The sequence below is a fragment of the Citrobacter sp. Cf116 genome, assembly GCF_030336505.1.
Taxonomy (GTDB): domain Bacteria; phylum Pseudomonadota; class Gammaproteobacteria; order Enterobacterales; family Enterobacteriaceae; genus Citrobacter; species Citrobacter freundii.
The window spans coordinates 58,921-83,818 of sequence record NZ_JAOWEQ010000040.1 but is presented as its reverse complement, the minus strand read 5'-3'; the positions used below and the strand labels follow the sequence as shown (position 1 = coordinate 83,818).

Here is a 24,898-nt window from a genome sequence, read left to right as displayed (position 1 = left end):
CGTTTGGTTAAAAAGTGAGATTTCCGGGAAAACCCTGCTGTACACTTAACAAATAGTGTTTGGTCAGGGGGAACTTATGCAATCACGTGTTCATGTGTTACATGGCGATATTACGACGATCGCTGTTGATGTGATTGTCAACGCGGCGAATCCATCGCTATTGGGCGGAGGTGGCGTCGATGGAGCGATTCATCGCGCTGCAGGGCCTGCGTTGCTGGCGGCCTGCAAACAGGTTATCCAGCAACAGGGCGAATGCCCAACCGGTCATGCGGTTATCACCCTGGCAGGAAACTTGCCCGCCAGGGCGGTGATCCACACCGTGGGGCCCGTATGGCAGGGTGGCGATCATCATGAAGCTGAACGCCTCGAAGAGGCTTACTTTAATAGCTTGCAACTGGCCTTAGCCAATGGCTATCAGTCCATTGCTTTTCCGGCGATTAGCACCGGGGCTTATGGTTATCCCCGCGCTGCAGCGGCAGAGATCGCGGTTAAAACGGTGTTGAAATTTATCACCCGACGTGCGCTTCCCGATCAAATATACTTCGTGTGCTTTGATGAAGAAAACGCTCGGCTATACAAGAGATTACTTACCCAGCAAGGCGATGAACGCACGGACTGATATGACGCGACTTGAGCGTGCCATCACGCCACTTTGTGAAAACCACCCGGGAGAATGCGGCATTCTGACGTTGGATGACAGCCTGGATGCATTTGCTGCTCGCTATCGGTTGACGGAAATGGCGGAACGTACCCTGGATGTTCAGTATTACATCTGGGAAAGCGACATGTCCGGGCTATTACTATTTTCCGTTTTGCTGGCCGCGGCGAAGCGGGGCGTCCGGGTGCGTTTGTTGCTGGATGATAACAACACGCCAGGTCTGGATGACACGCTGCGTTTGCTGGACAATCACCCTAATATAGAAATCCGTCTGTTTAATCCCTTTTCCTTTCGTATCCTGCGTGCACTAGGCTATTTAACCGATTTTGCCCGGTTGAATCGACGTATGCACAATAAAAGTTATACCGCTGACGGCGTCGTAACTCTCGTGGGCGGGCGAAATATCGGCGATGCCTATTTTGGCACAGGCGAACAACCGCTGTTTTCCGATCTGGATGTTATGGCTATCGGGCCGGTGGTCCAGGATGTTGCTGACGACTTTGAGCGTTACTGGCACTGCCGCTCGGTTTCAACATTGCAAAATGTACTTGAGGTGGCTGAGCCAGCTTCAACGCAAAAAATCGAACTTCCAGAATCCTGGTATAACGATGACATCACGCGTCGCTATCTACATAAGCTGGAAACCAGCCAGTTTATGACCCACCTCGATCAGAGGTCGCTACCGCTGATTTGGGCGAGAACGCGCTTGCTGAGTGATGATCCCGCAAAAGGAGAGGGGAAAGCGCCGCGCCACTCACTATTACCGCAGCGTTTGTTTGACGTGATGGGATCTCCCACCGAGCGTATTGATATTATTTCCGCCTACTTTGTACCAACTCGCGCCGGTGTGGCGCAGCTCCTGAGACTGGTGAGAAAAGGCGTTAAGATCGCGATTTTAACTAATTCTCTGGCGGCGAATGATGTCGCAGTCGTTCACGCAGGCTATGCACGCTGGCGAAAAAAGCTCTTGCGCTACGGTGTGGAGTTATACGAGCTCAAACCAACTCGCGATCGCGTTTCAGCAGTACATGACCGGGGATTAACCGGTAATTCAGGCTCCAGCCTGCATGCGAAAACCTTCAGCATTGACGGTTGTAAAGTGTTTATCGGCTCGCTTAATTTTGATCCCCGTTCAACGCTGCTCAATACGGAAATGGGGTTTGTGATTGAGAGTGAAGTACTGGCCGAGTTGATTCATAAACGTTTTATGCAAAGCCAGCGTGAAATGGCCTGGCAACTATGTCTTGATCGGTGGGGAAGAATCAATTGGGTCGACAGACTTTCTGGCAGTGAACAGGTACTGAAAAAAGAACCCGCCACAGGATTCTGGAAGCGGGTTCTGGTAAAGCTGGCGTCCGTGTTACCCATTGAGTGGTTGCTCTGAACCACACAATGATTGACGGAAAACTAACCGGCCACGGCCTTGTTTTTATCCTGCCTGACGGGTGGTTTACCCGAAAAGAGAAACTTCAGCACCGGGATCCGTAAATGGATTTCGTACAGTATTACCGCAATCCCGACTACAAACAGTAGACCGCAGAGAAAGCCCAGCAAATTCGACTTGATATGCGGTGTGATGTAAGCGCCAAAAAACAGCGTTAACGGATGATGCACCAGATAGATAAACAGAGATGCGTTGACAAAATAGGTTACGCGGGCTGACTGGAAATTCAGCAAACGGTGACCAAGTGAAAAGACGACGTTCACCATCCACAGGCCCATGACCATGGTAATAACATATTCGGTTTCATACATCCAGGCATCGCCGTTGCCGTAACGTTGATTGAGCAGGTATGCGACAAATGTGCATGCGGCGCCCAGCGTGCAGCCGCGCGATGGCGTGGTAAACAGCGCTTTCAGATTAGGATTGATAAACGCCAGCGCACCGAGCATAAAGAAAGGCACATAAAACAACGTTTGCATAACGATAAAATTAAACATGCCATCGCTGAGAATCGAAGGGTAGAGGATGAAAATCGTCCTTCTGACGGCGGCATAACCGAAACCCAGCACTGCAAAAATCAGCGTTAACTTCGTCATTGACACCGCAGGCGCGCTGCCGACGTCGCTTTGCGTCAATCTGTGTTTCATCTGGGTAAACACCCACATGCTCAGGGTCGTTAACACCACGAGAACCAGTAAAAACCACAGATGGGAAATCAGCTCCCAGGCCAGCGCGTTGTATTTATCGTAGCCGCTGAGGGTATGCCAGCTGTCTGCTTTGCCTTTCACGTATTGCAGCATGATAAATTGCGGCAGCGTAAGCAGCGGAATCGCGGTCAGCATAGGGATCCCCACGCGTTCTACACGCACTTTCCACCAGCGCTTTAACGGATAGCGTAGAAATAGCATGTAGGAAAAATAACCCGAAATGACAAAGAAGACTTGCATGCGAAAAGCATGGATAAAGTCATTGAACAAGGTCAACCACCACGATGGTTCTGCGCTGTTCACGTGCCATGTGTGGGTGGAGTAGATCAATGAAATATGAAACGGGATCCCTAACAACATTAGCCAGGCACGGATGGAGTCAAGAAAATATTCGCGTGGTGGTGATACAGAGCTCATAGACAGTTATGTATTCTCAGACTTTTCGTCTTATCCCTAAGACGAATAATGGTTACATTCGAGGGCAACCCTACACGAAGTCTAACAACCTGTCTCCAGGATAAGCACGCAAAGTGAAAACAGGCAGACGAACCTGCTTAAACCATGAGCCAGCGCGCGAACAATACAGGGATTCAGTTGTCGGAATACCCGATTATCCATTAAAATGGATCGGATCAATATAAGCACACAAAGGGGGAAGTGCTTACTAATTATGAAACATAAACTACAAATGATGAAAATGCGTTGGTTGGGTGCAGCAGTCATGTTAACGCTGTACACATCATCAAGCTGGGCATTCAGCATTGATGATGTTGCAAAACAAGCTCAATCCTTAGCCGATAAAGGCTATGAGGCGCCAAAAAGTAACTTGCCCTCCGTTTTCCGCGACATGAAATATGCGGATTATCAGCAGATCCAGTTTAATCGCGATAAAGCCTACTGGAGCAATCTCAAGACCCCATTTAAGCTCGAGTTCTACCACCAGGGTATGTACTTCGACACGCCGGTCAAAATCAACGAAGTGACCGCTACTGCGGTGAAAAGAATCAAATACAGCCCGGATTACTTTAATTTCGGCGATGTTCAGCATGATAAAGACACGGTAAAAGATCTCGGTTTTGCCGGGTTCAAAGTGCTGTATCCGATCAACAGCAAAGATAAAAACGACGAAATCGTCAGCATGCTCGGTGCCAGCTATTTCCGTGTTCTGGGTGCAGGCCAGGTCTACGGCCTTTCTGCGCGCGGTCTCGCGATTGATACCGCTCTGCCTTCTGGTGAAGAATTTCCCCGCTTTCGTGAGTTTTGGATCGAGCGTCCGAAACCAACTGATAAACGTTTAACCATTTATGCCTTACTGGATTCTCCGCGTGCAACCGGAGCGTATCGCTTTGTCATCATTCCTGGTCGTGACACGGTAGTCGATGTTCAGTCCAAAGTTTATCTGCGCGACAAAGTGGGCAAACTTGGCGTGGCACCGTTAACCAGTATGTTCCTGTATGGACCTAACCAGCCTTCTCCGACGACTAACTATCGTCCAGAACTGCATGACTCTAACGGTTTGTCCATCCACGCTGGCAACGGCGAATGGATTTGGCGTCCGCTGAATAACCCGAAACATCTCGCGGTGAGCAGCTTTGCTATGGAAAATCCGCAAGGTTTCGGTCTGTTGCAGCGTGGCCGTCAGTTCTCGCGTTTTGAAGACATCGACGATCGTTACGATCTGCGCCCGAGCGCCTGGATCACGCCAAAAGGCGATTGGGGCAAAGGTAAGATTGAGTTAGTTGAAATTCCAACTAACGATGAAACGAACGATAACATCGTTGCGTACTGGACCCCGGAGCAACTGCCTGAAGCCGGTAAAGAAATGAACTTTAAATATACCCTGACGTTCACGCGTGATGAAGACAAGCTTCATGCGCCTGATAACGCCTGGGTACAGCAGACACGTCGTTCTACCGGTGATGTTAAACAGTCCAATCTCATTCGTCAGCCTGACGGTACCATCGCGTTTGTGGTGGACTTTTCCGGCACCGATATGAAAAAGCTGCCGCAGGATACGCCGGTTACCGCACAAACCAGTATTGGTGACAACGGTGAAATCGTTGAAAACACCGTGCGCTACAACCCGGTCACTAAAGGTTGGCGTTTGGTATTGCGCGTGAAAGTGAAAGACGTGAAGAAAACCACTGAAATGCGTGCTGCCCTGGTCAATGCCGATCAGACGCTGAGTGAAACCTGGAGCTACCAGTTACCTGCCAATGAATAAGACAACTGAGTATATTGACGCAATGCCGCTTTCGGATATCGAAAAAGCGGCACTGCCGAAAACTGACATCCGCGCCGTTCATCAGGCGCTGGATGCTGAGCATCGTACGTACTCGCGCGAAGATGATTCACCGCAGGGTTCTGTAAAAGCTCGTCTTGAGCAAGCATGGCCGGATTCTCTGGCTAAAGAGCAGTTGGTTAAGGACGATGAGGGGCGCGATCAGCTACAGGCGATGCCAAAAGCAACGCGTACCTCTATGTTCCCCGATCCCTGGCGTACCAACCCGGTTGGCCGTTTTTGGGATCGTCTGCGTGGGCGCGATGTGACTCCGCGTTATCTTTCGCGTTTGACCAAAGAAGAACAAGAGAGCGAGCAAAAATGGCGTACCGTAGGCACCATCCGCCGCTATACGCTGTTGATCTTAACGCTGGCGCAAACGGTCGTTGCAACCTGGTATATGAAGACGATCCTTCCTTATCAGGGGTGGGCATTCATTAATCCTGCAGACATGATGGGGCAGGATTTGTGGGTCTCCTTTATGCAACTGCTGCCCTACATGCTCCAGACCGGCATTCTTATTTTGTTTGCCGTACTTTTCTGTTGGGTATCAGCGGGATTCTGGACCGCGCTGATGGGCTTCCTGCAATTGCTGATTGGACGGGATAAGTACAGTATCTCGGCCTCAACGGTCGGGGATGAACCGTTGAATCCTGAACACCGTACGGCGTTGATTATGCCTATCTGTAACGAGGACGTTGATCGCGTATTCGCGGGACTTCGCGCCACGTGGGAGTCGGTCAAAGCAACGGGCAACGCTGAGCATTTCGATGTTTACATTCTGAGCGACAGCTACAATCCAGATATCTGCGTGGCAGAACAAAAAGCGTGGATGGAGCTGATTGCCGAAGTGCAGGGCGAAGGACAGATTTTCTACCGCCGTCGCCGTCGTCGCGTGAAGCGTAAAAGCGGCAACATTGATGACTTCTGCCGTCGCTGGGGAAATCAGTACAGCTACATGGTTGTGCTGGATGCGGACTCAGTGATGAGCGGTGACTGTCTGAGCGGCCTGGTGCGCCTGATGGAAGCGAATCCGAATGCCGGGATTATCCAGTCTTCACCGAAGGCTTCCGGTATGGATACGCTGTATGCGCGCTGTCAACAGTTTGCGACCCGTGTTTATGGGCCGCTGTTTACCGCCGGGCTTCACTTCTGGCAGTTAGGCGAATCACACTACTGGGGCCACAACGCAATTATCCGCGTGAAGCCGTTTATCGAGCACTGTGCGCTCGCGCCGTTACCGGGCGAAGGCTCGTTTGCGGGCTCGATCCTCTCCCATGACTTTGTCGAAGCGGCGTTGATGCGTCGTGCTGGCTGGGGCGTGTGGATTGCTTACGATCTGCCGGGCTCTTATGAAGAGCTACCGCCGAACCTGCTGGATGAACTCAAGCGTGACCGTCGCTGGTGCCACGGCAACTTGATGAACTTCCGTCTGTTCCTGGTTAAGGGGATGCACCCGGTTCACCGTGCGGTGTTCCTGACTGGTGTGATGTCCTATCTGTCCGCGCCGCTGTGGTTTATGTTCCTCGCGCTCTCTACCGCATTGCAGGTGGTGCATGCGTTGACGGAACCGCAGTACTTCCTGCAACCGCGTCAGCTATTCCCGGTATGGCCGCAATGGCGACCTGAACTGGCGATCGCGCTGTTTGCTTCAACGATGGTGCTGTTGTTCCTGCCGAAGTTGCTGAGTATTTTGCTCATCTGGTGTAAAGGGACGAAAGAGTACGGCGGGTTTATCCGCGTTACGCTGTCGCTGCTGCTGGAGGTTCTGTTCTCCGTGCTGCTGGCACCAGTGCGCATGTTGTTCCATACCGTCTTCGTCGTGAGCGCTTTCCTCGGTTGGGAAGTGGTGTGGAATTCGCCGCAGCGCGATGACGATTCCACCCCGTGGGGTGAAGCATTTATGCGTCACGGTTCTCAGTTACTGTTGGGGCTGGTGTGGGCTGTGGGTATGGCCTGGCTGGATCTGCGTTTCCTGTTCTGGCTGGCACCGATTGTCTTCTCGCTGATCCTGTCGCCGTTTGTTTCAGTGATTTCCAGCCGTTCCACGGTGGGGTTACGTACCAAGCGCTGTAAGCTGTTCCTGATCCCGGAAGAGTATTCCCCGCCGCAGGTGCTGGTGGATACCGATACTTATCTGGTGATGAACCGTAAACGTACGCTGGACGATGGCTTTATGCATGCGGTGTTTAACCCGTCGTTTAACGCACTGGCCACGGCCATGGCGACTGCACGCCACCGCGTCAGCAACGTGCTGGAGATTGCACGCGATCGTCATGTGGAACAGGCGCTGAACGAAACGCCGGAGAAACTGAATCGCGATCGCCGCCTTGTATTGTTGAGCGATCCGGTGACCATGGCACGTTTACATTATCGCGTCTGGAATTCACCTGATAAGTATTCTTCGTGGGTGAACTACTATCAGGGATTGACTCTGAACCCGTTGGCGCTCAGGAAAAAATAAGCGTTCTGTAACGTGAAAATACCGGCCTGGTGCCGGTATTTTTTTATATTGAATAGAATGAGTCGTGAGGTAGCAGGTGCGAATATTGGCTGTAGGAATAATGATCTTCTTCCTGAGCGGATGCGGCAGCATTATTAGTCGTACCATCCCAGGGCAAGGACACGGAAATCAATACTATCCTGGCGTGCAATGGGATGTTCGGGACTCCGCATGGCGCTACGTCACTATCCTCGATCTGCCTTTTTCGCTGGTGTTTGATACGTTGCTGCTGCCGCTCGACATACATCATGGACCTTACGAGTAATTATCGCTCATCCCATTCATCGGCTGCGGTCTGCCCCTCTTCGGTATCAAGGGGAGGTTCCAGCTGGAATTCACCTTCATCCCATTCGTGAAGCGTATTTTCTTCCTGCCACTCCTGGCGGATTTCAATTTCATCATAGTCGCCATCAAAAACGCTCTGAGCCGCTTCTCCGCTCAGCATTGGTAGACATTCACCATCTACATCATCCTCGTCAGCAAAGAATTCCGCCTGCCACATAATGTCGCCATCCTGTAGCACGTATTTTTGGATGCTTAGCTGTTGAACGCTGGCGTCGTCTGACTCGAGGTCAGGGTTATCAGCCAGAAACACTTCACGAGCCGCATCAATAGCCTCTTCCAACGTGGCATAAAAATTCATGTCATTCTTTGCCATATTTCTTCTCCTAAGGCGAACAATAAAGGGGGATGATTCAATCTATAGACGGCGATCCGCAGAGCGTCAAACCCGTTAGCTTCGTGGTTAACTCAATCAGATGATTACTGCCTGCAATGCCAATGAGAGCAGGTGAAAGTAACCTCGGTAGTTTATGAAAAAATTTACATTGGCAGATACTGAAGCCGACGTAATATCAGGAAAAAAATTCAAGAAAAAAGAGTAATGTATGTGGTTTGCAATGCAGTAATGAAAATCAAATGAATAAAAGTTGGCGTTATATTAGAAAATCTTCAGTTTTAAACACCAATTTTTGTGTGTTTTAGAGGGGGAGTGCGAACGCTTATGAATTAATATTGCATAACTCAATCAAAATAAAGGAGAAAATTAATGCCCAATACGGAAGTGTTGCAGAGGTAATCAATGAAAGTGGCTAAACTTAGTGGTGTCTCTGGAAGTGACAAAGTGTCTTTTGCGTATAGGGGTTGTGAATGGTGCGAGTGATACTAAAATAGTATACATAATAAAAGATTATTAATGACAAAGGTTATAAATCTATAAGAAACCATTAAATAAGAAATGAATTAATGTTATTGAAATTGTGCGGGTATAATAGTTTGCAAAATCTTATGCTTTATTATATAAAATGCAAAATTAAGAATTACCTTAAGGTTGTTATGGATAACTATAATTCAAATAATGGAAGGTTAATGGCTTTCTATATAATCTGTTTGGCTAGCTATGTCCTTGGCGGTTTGTGTCTTACACAATTTAAATTAACGATGCAAAGTGTCCCGCAAACAGTATATCTGATTATAATTGTAGGGTTGTTCTTTTTATATGGAATAATTTTCCTGTTTATGTTATTTCAGTATCTTTGTAGAAAAGATCTCACCTGCCTCATGATATTAGGCATGGCGTTTCTTGGCAATAACATATTTTTCGTCGAGACTATCTACATTGTTCAGGACTTGATTAATGATCATGCATCAATCGAAAAAAGAACTAACGATATAGCTATATTTTATTACTTTCGGCAGATTAGTTTCATCGCTCTGCTATTTGTTTCATTGAAATCTTATAAAATATCCTCGACAGTTATTGAAACCAAAGAAAGAGAACCTTGCTATATCGTTCTGTCTTTTTTAATCATGCTGGTTATCGCGGTGATGGCGCACACTCTGGCCAGTTACAACCCTAATTTTACACTCGAGATAACAAGCCTGAAGCCTGATAATGTCACGGTGCACTGGCATATTGGGTACATTTATTCGCTTATTATATCCTGGGGGCTGGTCCTGTTGTATTTAATCATTAAAACCAGAACGCACAACATCTTGTGGAAAAGTATAGGGCTACTGTGTTGCTCAGCAATATTGACCAATGTACTACTTCTGAGCTTGGATGAATATAGCATGTATATTTGGTATGTTAGCCGGGGAATTGAGGTGATAAGTGCCCTGTGTATAATCTCAATACTGATGTACAACACCTTCATCATCTTAAAAAAAGAAACGGATTCAGCTATTAAAGATGCAATGACTAAAATATATAATCGTAAACTATTCTATAAGTCATTAAAAGCATCATTAGCAAAAGGTGCAGTGTGTGTAATGGTTCTGGATATTGATAAATTCAAACGGATTAACGATACCTACGGTCATCAGGAAGGTGACAGAGTAATAATCAGCATTGTCGATATTATCAATAAATCAATCAGAGATACGGATGTTTTTGCCAGAGTCGGTGGCGAAGAATTTGCGATCCTTCTTAAGTGTAACGATAAAGATGAGGCAATTGTTGTTGCAGAACGAATTAGGCGAAATGTGGAAAATGGTACGACAATACCAAATTCATATGATTTAAAAGAAAAAATGACGATAAGTATCGGTGTATATTGCAGTAAAATTGATGATGAATCAGCGGATAAAGTTGTTTCATATGCTGATGCCGCTTTGTATGAAGCCAAAAATTCTGGCAGAAATAAAGTGTGTTACTATTATCATTAAGACTGAAATATATGTCATGTGAGATAAATTTTTATTCTGAACCTGCGAATATAAATATATAAATCATCCCACGACCTCTGTACTCCGACGACGGCGCAGGCTATTCCACGAGTACAGGGCGTTGAACAGTACGACTCCTGCGGTCACACAGAATACAGCACGAAAACCGTAGTTGGCGGATATCGCTGCCCCCATTAGAGGTCCTGTTACGTTACCAATGTCGCGAAATGACTGGTTATAACTGAAAATACGTCCAGCGATTTGATTAGTCGAGTTATAGACCAGCAGCGTTTGTACCGCCGGGAGCAGAGCGCCGTCGGCCGCCCCCAATATAAAGCGCAGAATACCAAGCTGCCAGGGCGTCTGGACAAATGACATTGGAATTAGCAGTAACACGGAAACGATCAGCGCGACGATCAGGATCTTCTCCGGGCCAATCCGATCGCCTAATTTGCCAAGTTTAGGGGCGCTGATTAATGCCGCAACGCCGGGGACAGAGGCTATCATCCCACTGATAAACGCAATATTGCTGACGTTGCCAGCCAACTCTCGAACGTACAGTGTCAGTATTGGCGCGATAGAACCGGTGGCTACCTGAATGATCAAAGTGGTGACAAACAGGCTCAGCACCAGTTTGGGGTTCCTTAAAGAGGCCACGACTTCACGAATGTGCAGCATTTCCTTCTTGCTCACCGGCTGGAAACGCTCGCGGATAAAAAATAGCGTCAGGATGAAGCAGACCAACAGCACGCTGGCGGTGATGAAAAATACGGGACGCAGTCCGTACTGATCCGCGAGGAGGCCGCCCGCTAGCGGCCCGAGCAGTGCGCCACTAACGCCACCGGTGGAAAGCGTTCCCAGTGCCCAGCCGCTTTTATTGCGTGGAACCTGGGTGGCGATCAGTGCATTCGCATTGGGGATGAATCCACCAAGCAGCCCCAACAAGGCGCGCAGGGTCAAGAACTGCCAGATATTTTGCGCCAGTCCCATCAGCAGCATCACAACAGCCATACCCAACGCAGATCGTAGCAGCATGATTTTTCGCCCCTTGCGATCGGCAAGGCCGCCCCAGAAAGGAGAGGCGATAGCGGAAAAAAGAAAGGTGATGCTGAAGACCAGGCCTGACCACATATTCAGTGCGCTATGTCCCGTGACGCCGAGACTCTCGACGTAAAGTGGCAAAAAGGGCATGACCAGGCTAAATGCTGCGCCGGTTAAAAAACAGCCTAACCAGGCAACAGTGAGGTTGCGTTTCCAGTTTATGGGAGCATCTGAGGGTGACATAGCGTTCCGCAGTGTGGCGCGCTGTTTGCGCTATCGATTGAATATAAGTAAGCAGGCTAATTATGCGCCTGGTTGATAGTTGCTGCAATGCGGATAGCAGTTAAACCTAAAGCAGACAGGGAAGGTGTTGCAGTCCACAGGACTGCAACAGTGTTTTAGTACAGGGAAGGAGAACCTTCAGGGCGCGTCTTGAAGCGACGATGCAGCCACATATACTGCTCTGGCGCCATCATGATGCATTGCTCAACAATTTTGTTCATCCACGCGGCAGTGGTCTCTGCGTCGTCCAACGGCGGTGAGCACTCTGGAGGCAGCATAATCAATTGATATCCTTTACCGTCAGGTTTGCGGCGAGGAACAAACGGTACCAGGCAGGCATTGGACATGCGCGAAAGCATCCAGGTCCCAGAGGTTGTTGCGGCTTGTTCAACGGCAAAAAGTGGTACAAACACACTGGCACGAGGGCCGTAATCGTGATCCGGCGCGTACCAGACCACTTCGCCCTTTTTCAACGCTTTAATCATCCCTTTTAGGTCTTTACGATCGAGCATTGATTTATTCGAGCGCATACGGCCCCAGGTTTGTAGCCAGTCGAGAAGCGGGTTGTCGTTAGGGCGATACACACCAATACCCGGTTCCTGCAAACCAAACTGACGCGCACCCAGTTCCAGAGTCAGAAAGTGCAGACCCACTAACAGGATCCCGCGTTTTTGCGCCTGAACGTCACGGATATGTTCCATCCCGACCACTTCAGTCCAGCGTGAAATACGCTTATCGGACCAAAACCAGGCCATCCCGGTTTCCATTACGCCCATGCCCACGGATTCGAAGTTCTTGACGACCATCTGCTGGCGTTCCTGCTCACTCATCTGCGGGAAGCACAGTTCCAGATTTCGGGAAACAATTTTTGCCCGACGTTTCATCAAACGTAGCGCCAGTCGACCTAATGCACAGCCCAACTTAAAGAGGATGGGGTAGGGTAACTGCACGATTAACCAAAGGATGCCAATACCCAGCCAGGTTAACCAATAACGTGGATGCAGTAACGCAGCCGAAAACTTGGGTAAATTCGTCATGTCTATCCTGTTTTTAAACGACCAATTCCCTGTATTGTCGCATTTTTTCGCGCGTATCAAAAATTTGTGACGGGAGAACGGTGATTAATTCCGCAATTGTTGTTGCAACTTTATAGTGAAGTATGAAATGTAGCGTAAAATGTGTGGATGTAAATTGGCGATGTTTGCTTTATTATGCCGCCGATTTTCATTTATTCCCTATTTGCAGGATACGTACACCATGCCAGTGTTACACAACCGCATTTCGAACGACGCCCTCAAAGCCAAAATGCTGGCCGAGACCGAGCCGCGTACGACGATCTCATTCTATAAATATTTCACCATTGCCAATCCTCAGCACACGCGTGATGCACTGTACCAGATGTTCACCGCATTGAACGTCTTCGGGCGAGTATATCTTGCCCATGAAGGAATTAATGCGCAAATCAGCGTACCGCAAAGCAACGTCGAGGCATTTCGCCAGCAACTCTATGTGTTTGATCCTGCATTGAACGATTTACGTCTGAATATTGCGCTGGATGATGACGGTAAATCGTTCTGGGTACTGCGTATGAAAGTCCGTGAACGTATCGTGGCGGATGGTATCGACGATCCAGACTTTGACGCCAGCAATGTGGGGGATTATCTCAAGGCAGCAGAGGTGAATGCCATGCTTGACGATCCTGAAGCGGTATTCATTGATATGCGCAACCATTATGAATATGAGGTGGGTCACTTCGAGAATGCGCTGGAGATCCCGGCAGACACATTCCGCGATCAGCTGCCGAAAGCGGTTGAAATGATGCAGGCGCATAAAGATAAAAAAATCGTGATGTACTGCACGGGTGGGATCCGCTGTGAGAAAGCTAGCGCCTGGATGAAACACAATGGATTTAGCAAAGTCTGGCACATTGAGGGCGGTATTATTGAGTATGCCCGCAAGGCGCGTGAGCAGGGACTTCCGGTGCGTTTTGTCGGTAAAAACTTTGTCTTTGATGAGCGCATGGGCGAAAGGATCTCTGAAGATGTTATCGCACATTGTCATCAGTGCGGCACGGCGTGCGATAGCCATACTAATTGCAAAAATGATGGCTGCCATCTGTTGTTTATTCAGTGCCCGGCTTGTGCGCAGAAATATAAAGGCTGCTGTAGCGAGCTGTGTAGCGAAGAGAGTGAGTTGCCGGAAGAGGAACAACGGCGTCGTCGCGCTGGGCGTGAAAATGGCAATAAAATCTTTAATAAATCACGTGGTCAACTGAATACCAAACTGGGTATTCCAGACCCTGCGCAATAACATGATTCCGGATGAGGGGCAGAACCTCATCCGGCAATTCATGCGTTACTTCTGTTGCACACCTTCCACTGAGATGATTAAATCGACTTCCTGCGACGCCGGACCGAGATCGGTGGTGATGTTGAAATCCTTCAGCTTAATCTTACCTTGCGCTTCAAAACCAGCGCGCGTACCGCCCCAAGGATCGCCGCCCTGACCGATGAGCTTCGCATCCAGCGTAACCGGTTTGGTAACGCCGTTCAGGGTCAAATTACCGGTGATATCCAGGTCATTACCTTCTTTCTTCACGCTGGTGGAGCTGAAGGTCGCCTGCGGGAATTTCGCTACGTTAAGGAAATCTGCGCTGCGCAGATGCTTGTCACGTTCGGCGTGATTAGTGTCAACGCTGTTGGTGTTGATGGTTACGTTAACCTTATCGGCTGCGGGATTTTTCTCATCAAAGGTAAACGTACCGTCGAAATCTTTAAATGTGCCATACAGCCAGCTGTAACCCAGATGCTGAATACGGAAATTAACAAAGGCATGCTGTCCTTCCTTGTCAATTTTGTAATCTGCCGCCACGGCCGACCCGGTGGTGAATAACAGAGAGGCGAGTGTAAGTCCCAGCAGGTTTTTTTTCATTTTAAGCTCCATAGTCAGATGACGATTTTCCCAACATGCGATTGAGGGTATCGTCGTTATCAATAAAGTGATGTTTCAGGGCCATCAGTCCGTGCAGTAGGGATAAAATCACCACGGTCCACGCAAGCCACAGGTGCAAGCTACCGGCGAGGTCGGCCTGAGCACCTGCGTTGGCAACGGTGGCTGGAATGTCGAACCAACCAAAGACGCTTATCGCTTTGCCATCTGCGGTGGAAATTAGATATCCGCTAATGGCAATCGAAAAGAGCAGCAAATAAAGAGCGAGGTGACCCATTGCCGCTGCGATGCGGGTTAAACGGGAGTAGCTTGCCAACGCAACAGGCGGAGGGGAGAACAACCGCCAGACAACGCGGATAACCAGTCCCATCATGAGTAGGATGCCGATGCTTTTATGCAGTTCAGGGGCCTGGTGATACCAGCCGTCATAGTAGCTAAGCGTGACCATCCATAAGCCCAACGCGAACATGCCATATACAGCAATTGCAACCAGCCAATGTAATATGGCTGACACTACGCCATAGCGCTGTGGACTATTTTTGAATTGCATAAGTACACCGATTTATATTTCAGAAGTGAATGAAAATGGCGTGTAAAAGACATTAATGCAACTAATAAATAACAATGGTGATGATATTTATTTTTTGTTCAGTAAAGTTGACTGATTATTGAATTAATCATCAAGGGATTAGTGTGAGAGTAGGTGATAGTGCTTGGTTTATGGGTGGTTATGATTTGTATTATTGTTCAGTTTATTGCAATGAAAATTAAGCTAATTTCAATTTTTGTCAATTATTGTCAGCGCGCAGGAATCAGAAAAACATAATATATATTACATCCATAATGGCCAGCAGCGACCATAAAATAATGTAGAGCATGAGATGCTCGCGAATATTATTAACCAGATAGTGAAAGATACGGCGCATTGACGTTATTCCTGTCATTAAAAATGGCCTCACCATCGAGGCCATTCATTTATTATGACTTAAAACGGCTTAGCCTGAAGGAGGTCAGGTCAAAGTCAGACGGTTTGTCCTGAGCGAAGTTTGCCGCAATCTCTCCCAGAACAGAGGCAAACTTAAAGCCATGTCCGCTCAGCCCGGTAATGATTAGCGTGTTGTCGTGCGCTGGTAGAGTATCGATAATAAAGTCTTCATCCGGTGAATTATCGTAAGTGCAGGACGCGCCGTGCAGGCAGCAGCCAACGCCCGGCAGGATTGTGCGCAGGAATGGGAAGGCTTCAGAACCGTCGCTGGCTACAGCGGCAAATGGCTTACGCTCATCAGCAGAGTGAATGACCTGTCCGCCGTTGTGCTTACCAATTTTCAGCTCGTCGTTTTCTGCCGGGAAACCGTAGTATTGATCACCATTTGGCAGCTCGCCGGTAAAGGCTGGGAAGTTATTCTTAACGCTGTAGCGCCCATCGGCCTGATACCAGGCGAACACTTTGCGCACCGGTTGTATCGGTAGTTCAGGGACTAAAGCCTGCACCCAGGTACCGGCGCTGATCACTGCTTTTTTCGCGTGGTAGTCACCGTCAGCCGTTTCTACCGTGATGCCATCATCACCGTGATGAATTGCGCTGACCGGGCATTTAAACAGTTGCGCACAGCCTGCTTCTTCCGCCAGACGGATCCAGGTTTTAATTGCTAACTCACTGCGTAAAAAACCGGACTCCGCTTCAAACAGACCGATATAGTTGTCAGGTACACGAATCTCTGGCCAGCGCGCCATGATGGCTGCCGCATCCAGTTGTTCAACGTTAAGTTGCCACTGTTTGGCGCTTTGCGCTGCAGTCGCTAAGAAGGTGGACTCTGCCGGACCGAGGTTGATAACACCGGAGCGAACAAAAATCGGTTCTTCATTATGGGTGGATAGTTCATCCCACAATGTTTGCGCACGTAGCACTAGCGGAACGTATTTTTCACCTTCGCCATAAGCATGACGAATTAATCGAGTGTCGCCGTGGTGGCTGCCCTGCTGATGCGGAGGCATATGTGCATCGATCATCAGAACCTTCAGACCGGCACGTGTGGCATAGTATCCAGCTGCGGCGCCTACTGAACCGCTGCCAATAATGATTAAGTCGTATTTCATCCGCTTCTCTCTGCAATCGCGATAGTAGCAGGTTAAATAACTGACCCGGAATATTCAACCTGGAAATAAGAAAGGCACCGTTAAGGTGCCTTTTGATGGTTGGATGTATCAGGTTTAATGTCGCTGATACTCATTTACCTGGTAATCGCCAGATTCAATTTTGGCGATTCCTGCTTCTAATATCGAAATAAATTGCCTGGCAACATCAGTGGTTAACCAGAGCGTTTGACCAACTTCAGTCCCATCCGGGTCAGGGCGATTCGGGGTCTGGTAGTGCAAACGCAGCATCAGCGCATCGTAGCTATCAACAGTGCTGATGTCCCACCCTACAAGCGGATGAGTCTGAATGACTTCATTATTCTTTTCCATCATGCCCCCTAATTCGTGTTACTAGACAACGGTTTTCGAGGTTCAATGCGTTTTTTTCTGAAGCAACTTCAGTATATCAATAAATAAGGGTATTCATTGAAAATTTAAAGAGGGAAGGGCATAAATTTTTTGTTTTCAGCGTTATCTGACTAAGAAACCAACATGTTATTCATTTTTTTTTAGTATGTTGCACAATTATTTTGTTGTTTTGGTTAAAAGATAATCGGTGGGTTAATATTAAATTAAATACTCGTCAGAAGAAATGCGCGATTGATTACAGGATAGTGTGTATAAAAAAGCCGGGGCGACCCGGCAAACAAACATCACTGCATATCATTATTTATTCGTTGATGAACCAGTCATCCGCGCTTTCCCAGGTTTCCTGTAGGATCTCGCTGATGCGTTCTTTGTCCTCTTTAGTCGCGCCAATAACCGACAAATTGTTTGCGCCGGCATAACGGACGGTAACGTTACCTTCGTTATCCGGAAAATGGTGCTGAATACGGCGGGAGAGTTCACCTGCCAGTGCGTCAATTGCACCGGCAGGTAAAGGTGAAGTTTTGGCAATAGTGACTTCAATACGCATAGTAGCCCCCTGTGGAATATACTGTTTATTTATACAGTTATTCGCATCGATTGGCTACACTTTTTTTAGCTTTTTACTGACCAGCGTACCGTTTCGCCACCCAGGAAAGGCACCAGCGTATCGTCTTCCAGTGCAATGCTCTCAGGAACCTGGTGATCCACGCGTTCCAGCTCAATAAAGGTCTCATTTACCGGCAAGCCATAGAACTGTGGGCCGTTGAGTGAGCAGAAGGCTTCGAAATGGTCCAGCGCATTCATCTCTTCAAACACGGTGGCATAGCTGCCCAGCGCGGTCGGTGCATTAAAACAGCCCGCGCAGCCACAGCTTGACTCTTTGCGATGACGCGCGTGCGGCGCTGAGTCGGTACCGAGGAATGCGCGCTTAAACCCGCTGGCAACCAGTTCACGCAGCGCCTGTTGGTGGACGTTACGTTTGAGGATCGGCAGGCAGTACAGGTGAGGGCGAATCCCGCCAACCAGCATGTGGTTGCGGTTAAACATCAGGTGCTGTGGCGTAATGGTCGCAGCCAAAAGTTCGTTACCATCGCGCACGTATTCGGCAGCATCTTTGGTGGTGATATGCTCGAACACCACTTTCAGCGAGGTCAAACGCTGACGCAGCGGCTCCATCACCGTTTCAATAAAGCGCGCTTCGCGATCGAAAATATCGATATCTGCATGCGTGACTTCGCCGTGCACCAGCAGTGGCATACCCAATTTTTCCATCCGCTCCAGCACCGGCATAATGGCGTCAATTGAGGTTACGCCATGCGTCGAGTTGGTGGTGGCATTGGCTGGATAGAGTTTTGCCGCGGTGAATACGCCTTCGTTGAATCCACGTTCCAGCTCGTTGGGATCCAGCGTATCCGTTAAGTAGCAGGTCATTAATGGCGTGAAGTCGTGTCCGGCAGGTACCGCGTCAAGAATGCGCTGGCGATAAGCGATAGCCGCGTCAACCGTGGTGACGGGCGGTACCAGGTTCGGCATGACAATGGCGCGGCCATAAACTTCACTGGTATAGGGCACGACAGTTTTTAACATGTCGCCATCGCGAAAGTGAAGATGCCAGTCGTCTGGGCGGCGGATCTTTAAAACCTGGGATGGTGCAGTCATCAATATGCTCCGGCTGAGGATAGTCTTTTTTGCCGGAAACAAAGGATAAGCGGAAACGTTTTCGTTTGCACGAAAAAAAAGGGCGCATCAGCGCCCTCAGTTTTATTAGTCGGTGAACGGGATGATGATTTCACCCGGTTTCACCTCAATACCTTTCGCCAGTTTTTTCGCCAGCGCTTCACCCTGGCTGCTGTCATCCTTCAGAATGTACGCTGGTTGCTGGTTGAAATAGTTACGCAGTGATTGATTTAAATACGGCATCAGCGTTTGCAGTACTGACTGCATTTTTTCTGGCGTGACGGTGGCGTCGACGACTTCCATCTCTTGCAGATAAATCGCGCCTTTTTCTTTATTGAAAACCGGTAAGGCTTTCAGCTTCAGCTTCATGGTCGCTTTCTGACTGCCAAACAGGGAGTTCATGTCCAGGTTGGCATCGCCGGTCAGGGTTACTTTGTTTGGCTCTTCACGACCAATCTGGCTGGCGAGATTATTCAGTACGATATGTGCTTCAGCAACGCCGGGCAAACCGATGTCTTTTGAAAAGTTATTATGCTTTGCCAGGGCTTGATTAATTTCTTGCTCGCTAACCGTGTATTGCGTGAGTTGATTACAACCAACCAACAGGCCGCTGACAATCAGTGCAGCGGCAAAAAAAAACTTTTTCATGGGGTTCCTCAACATGATGCATGTGGTGTAATCGTGACACAAAGCATCATCGAGTACCAGCGCCCCGGACGCCAGCAGAAAAAACTGAAAAGTGCCCGGACGCAGGTTCGGCTATCAGGCGTCTGGCTCCAGCATACCTCGCGTTGGGCGTTTGAGACTGAATTGCCAGCCCAGCGCCAGGAAGGTGATGAAGCCAATAATACCGAGCATCATCCAGGGCAGCTCAGGCTGTGCCAGGGCCTTGCCCATGTCAAACAGCCAGCCGCCGCCGACATAGCCAATTGCGCCGCCGATGGCGAGTCCCAGTCGGCTGAAGCCCATATAGCTTCCTCTGGCCCGCGCATTCGCCAGCGAGGCGCTCAGAGTTTCACGCGCCGGTTCGGCGATGATCGAGCCAATATAGAACGTGCAGATCAGGGTGAACAACTGCTGTAAATTCCCGACCAGGCCAATGGGCATCATACTTAGAGACATCACCAGCAGGCCCGCCATCAGGCGATGTTCAAGGCGAAAGCGTTTTTCACTCCAGCGGGCAATCGGGTACAGCAGCGTTAAAGAGAGACATGCCTCAATGGCATACATCCATTTCACGGCGGCTGGTGAGCCAGCGATGTCGTTCACCATGATGGGCAGCATCAGCATCACCTGTACCGCCAGCATGTAATAGCCCGCCAGCGTCAGCACATAGGTGACAAAGCGCTTGTCATGCATCACGTGGCTCATCCCTTCGCGCACCGGAATTTTCACCGTCGACAGCTTCCATGCCGGGAGCAGCCAGGCGTTAAACGCCGCGCACAGAACGAACAAAATTGCGCCGGTGGCACATACCAGACGGAAATCGTATTGCAATAACCAACTGCCGAGTAACGCGCCGACCACGGCCCCGGCGCTATCCTGCATCATCAGAATAGAGAAAAAACGCCCGCGCTTTTCCGGGCGGATCAGCTTGACTACCAGCGCCGAACGGGGAGGGTCGAACAGCGTGCCACCTAGCCCGGAAAGAAAACAGGAAAACCACAGCAGCCACGGTTCATGCGCAATGCCCATGGTGGCGAACCCGGCTGCGCGCATCAGCATGCCGGTGACGATCATCGGTTTGGCGCCGAAACGGTCAGCAATAGCACCGCCGAAAATACCCAACCCCTGCTGGATAAATTGACGTAATCCAAGCGCGATACCGACCATCACGGCGGCCCAGCCCATTTGGTCGACGAAACGAATTGAGATCAGCGGGAAAACGACGAAGAAACCCAGCACGACCAGCATATTATCGATGAGAAGGAAGTATTTACCCAGGTTCCTTGCCTGCGAGACTTGCGACATTTCCCCTCCAGGGAAAAACTCGTCACTCTGGATAGAGTTTAAAAGATAAGCACCTCCTATTCTGCGGTGTCGTCATCGCTTTTCCCACCCTTCGCGGGACAATATTTTTTTATCAAAAGTCCGTCTTGATAGAGAGTTTTCATCAAAATGTGTGAATAATTCAAAAAATGGCATTTTGCTCTTTTCACAGGGTGTATTCGCACAGGTATAGTAATGCGAATAGCGTATTGAAGACGTTACGGGAAGGAGTAGGTATAGAATGTTTGGCTATCGCAGTAACGTGCCAAAAGTGCGCTTAACCACGGACCGCCTGGTCGTGCGTTTAGTGCATGAGCGTGATGCCTGGCGTCTGGCAGATTATTACGCAGAAAATCGTCATTTCTTAAAACCCTGGGAACCTATTCGCGATGAAAGCCACTGCTATCCGTCCGGCTGGCAGGCGCGTCTCGGCATGATCTCTGAGTTTCATAAACAGGGCACTGCCTATTATTTTGCGCTGCTCGATCCGGACGAAAAAGAGATTATCGGCGTTGCGAACTTCTCAAACGTGGTGCGGGGATCCTTCCATGCCTGTTATCTCGGCTACTCCATTGCGCAGAAATGGCAGGGGCAGGGGCTAATGTATGAAGCCTTAACTTCGGCCATCCGTTATATGCAGCGCACTCAGCATATTCACCGCATTATGGCTAACTACATGCCACATAATAAGCGCAGCGGTGACCTGTTGGCGCGACTGGGTTTTGAAAAAGAAGGGTATGCCAAAGACTACCTGCTGATTGACGGGCAGTGGCGCGATCACGTGCTGACGGCGTTGACCACATCAGAATGGACCCCCGGCCGCTAAGTTTCAGATGCAGCCATGATTAATGGAGAAGACGATGAAATACGAATTAACCGCCACCGAAGCACGAGTGATTGGCTGTTTATTAGAAAAACAAGTGACAACGCCGGAACAGTACCCACTCTCCGTTAATGGAGTCGTAACAGCCTGCAATCAAAAAACGAATCGTGAACCGGTGATGAACCTGTCGGAATCGGACGTGCAGGAGCAGTTGGATAACCTGGTTAAGCGACATTTTCTGCGCACGGTGAGCGGCTTTGGCAATCGCGTCACGAAATATGAGCAGCGTTTCTGCAACTCTGAATTTGGCAATCTGAAGCTTAGTGCCGCAGAGGTGGCCGTAATCACTACACTGCTGCTGAGGGGCGCTCAGACGCCTGGTGAATTGCGTAGTCGCGCATCCCGTATGTACGAATTCAGCGATATGGCCGAAGTGGAATCGACACTGGAAAATCTGGCAACCCGGGAAGATGGGCCTTATGTGATCCGCCTGGCGCGCGAGCCGGGCAAACGTGAAAGTCGCTATATGCACCTGTTTTGCGGTGAGGTTGATGAAGCCGTTGCCGCAGCAGATCAACTCCCTGCAGCCTCCGGTGATCTGCAGGCACGCGTGGAAGTGCTGGAAACGGAAGTCGCAGAACTTAAGCAGCGACTTGATTCATTGCTGGCGCACCTGGGAGACTAACGTGAATAAATTACGTATCGGCGTAGTCGGCCTTGGCGGTATTGCACAAAAGGCCTGGCTACCCGTGCTGGGCACCTCCGCGGACTGGACGCTGCAAGGCGCCTTTTCACCTTCGCGCGATAAAGCACTGCGTATCTGTGATACCTGGCGGATACCCTACGTGGATTCACTGGTGAATCTGGCGCAAACCTGCGACGCGGTTTTCGTCCATTCCAGCACCGCGACTCACTATGCGGTCGTCAGTGAATTGCTGAATGCCGGCGTTCACGTGTGTGTGGATAAGCCGCTGGCGGAAAACCTGCGTGAGGCTGAGCAACTGGTGGAGCTGGCCGCGCGGAAAAAACTCACGCTGATGGTCGGGTTTAACCGCCGGTTTGCACCGCTGTACCAGGATCTCAAAACCCAGTTGAGCACCGCAGCGTCTGTACGTATGGATAAGCACCGTACGGATAGCGTTGGGCCGCACGATCTGCGTTTCACTTTGCTGGACGACTATCTGCACGTAGTCGATACCGCATTGTGGCTGGCGGGAGGGCAGGCGCAGTTAAATAACGGCACGCTGCTGACCAATGAATCTGGTGCGATGCTTTACGCCGAGCACCATTTTTCTACCGGTCAAATGCAGATAACGACCAGTATGCATCGCCGTGCCGGTAGCCAGCGTGAGAGCGTGCAGGCGGTGACGGACGGTGGCCTGATTGACGTAACTGATATGCGGGAATGGCGGGAAGAGCGTGGGCAAGGTGTTGTTCATAAGCCGATAGCGGGCTGGCAAACGACCTTAGAACAGCGTGGTTTTGCCGGATGTGCGCGTCATTTCATTGAGTGCGTGCAAAATCAGACGGTTCCCCAGACGGCAGGCGAGCAGGCGCTACTGGCCCAGCGTGTTGTTGAAAAGCTGTGGCGGGAGGCGATGGCTGAATAACCCCCTGTAACATCTGGCGGTAGTAATTCATTGTAATCCAGGTACTATATGCCCACTCAAAATAACACCTCTTTTCAACCATAGGCTGATTTGTCGGCCTGATAAGGCGCTACGGTGTCGCCATCAGGCGCAGCAAAAGTGTCGGATGGCGGCGAGAATGCCTTATCCGACCTACGGGCAGGTTTGTCGGGGTTTTGCCTCAGAGTCTGGAATACAACATAGATGAATTTATTAAAGTCGCTGGCAGCCGTCAGCTCGATGACGATGTTTTCACGAGTGCTGGGTTTTGCGCGTGATGCGATTGTCGCCAGAATCTTTGGTGCAGGGATGGCGACAGATGCCTTTTTTGTGGCATTCAAACTTCCTAACCTGCTACGCCGAATTTTTGCCGAAGGCGCATTTTCGCAGGCGTTTGTGCCGATTCTTGCTGAGTACAAAAGCAAGCAGGGGGAAGATGCTACCCGCGTGTTTGTTGCCTACGTTTCCGGACTGTTGACGCTGGCGCTGGCTGTGGTGACGGTAGCCGGGATGTTGGCTGCGCCATGGGTGATTTTAGTTACCGCGCCGGGGTTTGCCGACACAGCGGATAAATTTGCGCTGACCACTCAACTGCTGCGGATCACTTTTCCCTATATTCTACTGATTTCACTGGCCTCACTGGTTGGTGCGATCCTTAACACCTGGAACCGCTTTTCTATTCCTGCGTTTGCCCCGACTTTTCTGAATATCAGCATGATCGGTTTCGCGCTGTTTGCGGCCCCTTATTTTCATCCGCCAGTGCTGGCGCTGGCGTGGGCCGTTACCGTGGGTGGCGTGCTACAGCTGATTTATCAGCTTCCGCATCTGAAGAAAATTGGCATGCTGGTACTGCCGCGTGTGAACTTCCGCGATGCGGGGGCGATGCGCGTCGTCAAGCAGATGGGCCCGGCGATCCTTGGGGTATCAGTCAGCCAGATTTCACTGATCATCAATACGATTTTCGCCTCGTTTCTGGCCTCTGGCTCAGTTTCGTGGATGTACTATGCCGACCGTCTGATGGAGTTTCCGTCCGGTGTGCTTGGCGTAGCGCTGGGGACTATCCTGCTGCCATCGCTGTCAAAAAGCTTTTCCAGCGGTAATCATGATGAGTATTGTCGCCTGATGGACTGGGGCCTGCGCTTGTGTTTCCTGTTGGCATTACCGAGTGCCGTAGCGTTGGGTATTCTGGCCAAACCGCTGACGGTGTCTCTGTTCCAGTACGGTAAATTTACTGCCTTTGATGCCGCGATGACCCAGCGTGCGCTGGTGGCGTATTCGGTAGGTTTGATTGGCTTGATCGTAGTGAAAGTGTTGGCTCCGGGCTTTTACTCGCGCCAGGATATAAAAACGCCAGTGAAGATTGCCATTGTCACGCTGATTATGACCCAGGTAATGAACCTGGCGTTTATCGGGCCGTTAAAGCATGCCGGGCTGTCGCTGTCGATTGGTCTTGCCGCGTGTCTGAACGCTTCACTGCTGTACTGGCAGTTGCGTAAGCAGAAAATCTTCACCCCGCAACCGGGCTGGACCTGGTTCCTGGCGCGACTAGTGATTTCCGTGTTGGTGATGTCGGCGGTGCTGGTTGGGATGCTCTACATCATGCCAGATTGGTCACAGGGAACGATGTTGTGGCGCCTACTGCGTCTGATGGCGGTCGTGGTGGCAGGTATTGCTGCTTACTTCGCAGCACTCGCTGTACTGGGCTTTAAAGTAAAAGAGTTTGTGCGCCGGACGGCATAAAGAA

At 49.8% G+C, this 24,898-nt stretch carries 24 protein-coding genes; 11 read left to right on the top strand and 13 right to left on the bottom strand.

Annotation, left to right across the window (positions count from 1 at the left end; translation table 11 throughout):
• Positions 1–76: 76 nt before the first annotated feature.
• Entirely contained in the window at positions 77–619 is a 543-nt protein-coding gene (ymdB, locus tag OGV74_RS17140) for an O-acetyl-ADP-ribose deacetylase (RefSeq protein WP_016149912.1), read from the top strand.
• On the top strand, positions 555–2,042 hold the full coding sequence (locus OGV74_RS17135; protein ID WP_086503941.1) for a phospholipase D family protein: 1,488 nt from the start codon (positions 555–557) through the stop codon (positions 2,040–2,042). The genes ymdB and OGV74_RS17135 overlap by 65 nt, the downstream gene beginning before the upstream one ends.
• A gap of 23 nt (positions 2,043–2,065) precedes the next feature.
• On the opposite strand, the gene mdoC is transcribed toward OGV74_RS17135, so the two are convergent.
• A complete protein-coding gene (mdoC, locus tag OGV74_RS17130) occupies positions 2,066–3,226 on the bottom strand; it encodes a glucans biosynthesis protein MdoC (protein WP_057063362.1) in 1,161 nt (386 codons plus the stop codon).
• A gap of 271 nt (positions 3,227–3,497) precedes the next feature.
• Between mdoC and mdoG the strand changes: the two genes are divergently transcribed.
• From mdoG to OGV74_RS17115, 3 genes are all read left to right on the top strand, one after another.
• Entirely contained in the window at positions 3,498–5,033 is a 1,536-nt protein-coding gene (mdoG, locus tag OGV74_RS17125; RefSeq protein WP_086504946.1) for a glucans biosynthesis protein MdoG, read from the top strand.
• On the top strand, positions 5,026–7,554 hold the full coding sequence (gene mdoH, locus OGV74_RS17120) for a glucans biosynthesis glucosyltransferase MdoH (RefSeq protein ID WP_286521257.1): 2,529 nt from the start codon (positions 5,026–5,028) through the stop codon (positions 7,552–7,554). Before mdoG ends, mdoH begins: the two co-directional genes overlap by 8 nt.
• A gap of 76 nt (positions 7,555–7,630) precedes the next feature.
• Positions 7,631–7,858: a YceK/YidQ family lipoprotein gene (locus tag OGV74_RS17115; protein ID WP_003832117.1), complete on the top strand. Its 228-nt coding sequence runs from the start codon at positions 7,631–7,633 to the stop codon at positions 7,856–7,858.
• On the opposite strand, the gene OGV74_RS17110 is transcribed toward OGV74_RS17115, so the two are convergent.
• Complete coding sequence (locus tag OGV74_RS17110) at positions 7,859–8,236, bottom strand: MysB family protein (protein ID WP_032936472.1); 378 nt, start codon at positions 8,234–8,236, stop codon at positions 7,859–7,861.
• Between the two features lie 692 nt (positions 8,237–8,928).
• Here OGV74_RS17110 and OGV74_RS17105 point away from each other — a divergent pair.
• Positions 8,929–10,260, top strand: a complete 1,332-nt coding sequence (locus OGV74_RS17105) for a sensor domain-containing diguanylate cyclase (RefSeq protein WP_353622706.1) — start codon at positions 8,929–8,931, stop codon at positions 10,258–10,260.
• A 63-nt stretch (positions 10,261–10,323) separates the two neighbouring features.
• Here OGV74_RS17105 and mdtG read toward each other — a convergent pair whose 3' ends face one another.
• Positions 10,324–11,544: a multidrug efflux MFS transporter MdtG gene (gene mdtG, locus OGV74_RS17100; protein WP_086503944.1), complete on the bottom strand. Its 1,221-nt coding sequence runs from the start codon at positions 11,542–11,544 to the stop codon at positions 10,324–10,326.
• A 155-nt stretch (positions 11,545–11,699) separates the two neighbouring features.
• Positions 11,700–12,620 carry a Kdo(2)-lipid IV(A) acyltransferase gene (locus OGV74_RS17095; protein ID WP_071697334.1) on the bottom strand — a complete coding sequence of 307 codons (921 nt, stop codon included), beginning with the start codon at positions 12,618–12,620 and terminating at the stop codon, positions 11,700–11,702.
• Positions 12,621–12,840: 220 nt separating this feature from the next.
• On the opposite strand from OGV74_RS17095, the gene trhO reads away from it, so the two are divergent.
• On the top strand, positions 12,841–13,893 hold the full coding sequence (gene trhO, locus OGV74_RS17090; protein WP_086503945.1) for an oxygen-dependent tRNA uridine(34) hydroxylase TrhO: 1,053 nt from the start codon (positions 12,841–12,843) through the stop codon (positions 13,891–13,893).
• 45 nt (positions 13,894–13,938) lie between these two features.
• Here the strand turns inward: trhO and OGV74_RS17085 are convergent, their stop codons facing one another.
• The 9 genes from OGV74_RS17085 to mdtH all read right to left on the bottom strand — a co-directional run bounded on the left by OGV74_RS17085 (position 13,939) and on the right by mdtH (position 20,685).
• Positions 13,939–14,514 carry a YceI family protein gene (locus OGV74_RS17085; RefSeq protein ID WP_003832130.1) on the bottom strand — a complete coding sequence of 192 codons (576 nt, stop codon included), beginning with the start codon at positions 14,512–14,514 and terminating at the stop codon, positions 13,939–13,941.
• Position 14,515: 1 nt separating this feature from the next.
• Positions 14,516–15,082 (bottom strand): cytochrome b, encoded by a 567-nt coding sequence (locus OGV74_RS17080; protein WP_086503946.1) that lies wholly within the window; start codon positions 15,080–15,082, stop codon positions 14,516–14,518.
• 262 nt (positions 15,083–15,344) lie between these two features.
• Positions 15,345–15,458 carry a YceO family protein gene (locus OGV74_RS17075; RefSeq protein WP_003036148.1) on the bottom strand — a complete coding sequence of 38 codons (114 nt, stop codon included), beginning with the start codon at positions 15,456–15,458 and terminating at the stop codon, positions 15,345–15,347.
• Positions 15,459–15,510: 52 nt separating this feature from the next.
• Positions 15,511–16,629, bottom strand: a complete 1,119-nt coding sequence (gene solA, locus OGV74_RS17070) for an N-methyl-L-tryptophan oxidase (protein ID WP_286521252.1) — start codon at positions 16,627–16,629, stop codon at positions 15,511–15,513.
• Positions 16,630–16,743: 114 nt separating this feature from the next.
• A complete protein-coding gene (gene bssS / locus OGV74_RS17065; protein ID WP_003036154.1) occupies positions 16,744–16,998 on the bottom strand; it encodes a biofilm formation regulator BssS in 255 nt (84 codons plus the stop codon).
• A gap of 340 nt (positions 16,999–17,338) precedes the next feature.
• Positions 17,339–17,584, bottom strand: coding sequence for a DNA damage-inducible protein I (gene dinI / locus OGV74_RS17060; RefSeq protein WP_003036157.1), 246 nt, complete (start codon positions 17,582–17,584; stop codon positions 17,339–17,341).
• A gap of 65 nt (positions 17,585–17,649) precedes the next feature.
• Positions 17,650–18,696: a dihydroorotase gene (gene pyrC / locus OGV74_RS17055; protein WP_086503947.1), complete on the bottom strand. Its 1,047-nt coding sequence runs from the start codon at positions 18,694–18,696 to the stop codon at positions 17,650–17,652.
• Between the two features lie 105 nt (positions 18,697–18,801).
• Positions 18,802–19,362 (bottom strand): lipoprotein, encoded by a 561-nt coding sequence (locus OGV74_RS17050; RefSeq protein WP_003036163.1) that lies wholly within the window; start codon positions 19,360–19,362, stop codon positions 18,802–18,804.
• 114 nt (positions 19,363–19,476) lie between these two features.
• A complete protein-coding gene (gene mdtH / locus OGV74_RS17045) occupies positions 19,477–20,685 on the bottom strand; it encodes a multidrug efflux MFS transporter MdtH (RefSeq protein WP_003036166.1) in 1,209 nt (402 codons plus the stop codon).
• Between the two features lie 259 nt (positions 20,686–20,944).
• Between mdtH and rimJ the strand changes: the two genes are divergently transcribed.
• The 4 genes from rimJ (at position 20,945) to murJ (ending at position 24,894) form a co-directional block, all read left to right on the top strand.
• Positions 20,945–21,529 carry a ribosomal protein S5-alanine N-acetyltransferase gene (rimJ, locus tag OGV74_RS17040; protein WP_016149925.1) on the top strand — a complete coding sequence of 195 codons (585 nt, stop codon included), beginning with the start codon at positions 20,945–20,947 and terminating at the stop codon, positions 21,527–21,529.
• Positions 21,530–21,563: 34 nt separating this feature from the next.
• Entirely contained in the window at positions 21,564–22,211 is a 648-nt protein-coding gene (locus tag OGV74_RS17035; RefSeq protein ID WP_003036171.1) for a YceH family protein, read from the top strand.
• A gap of 1 nt (position 22,212) precedes the next feature.
• Positions 22,213–23,136 carry a Gfo/Idh/MocA family protein gene (locus OGV74_RS17030; protein ID WP_003036174.1) on the top strand — a complete coding sequence of 308 codons (924 nt, stop codon included), beginning with the start codon at positions 22,213–22,215 and terminating at the stop codon, positions 23,134–23,136.
• A gap of 222 nt (positions 23,137–23,358) precedes the next feature.
• Positions 23,359–24,894: a murein biosynthesis integral membrane protein MurJ gene (gene murJ / locus OGV74_RS17025; RefSeq protein ID WP_003036176.1), complete on the top strand. Its 1,536-nt coding sequence runs from the start codon at positions 23,359–23,361 to the stop codon at positions 24,892–24,894.
• Positions 24,895–24,898: the final 4 nt, after the last annotated feature.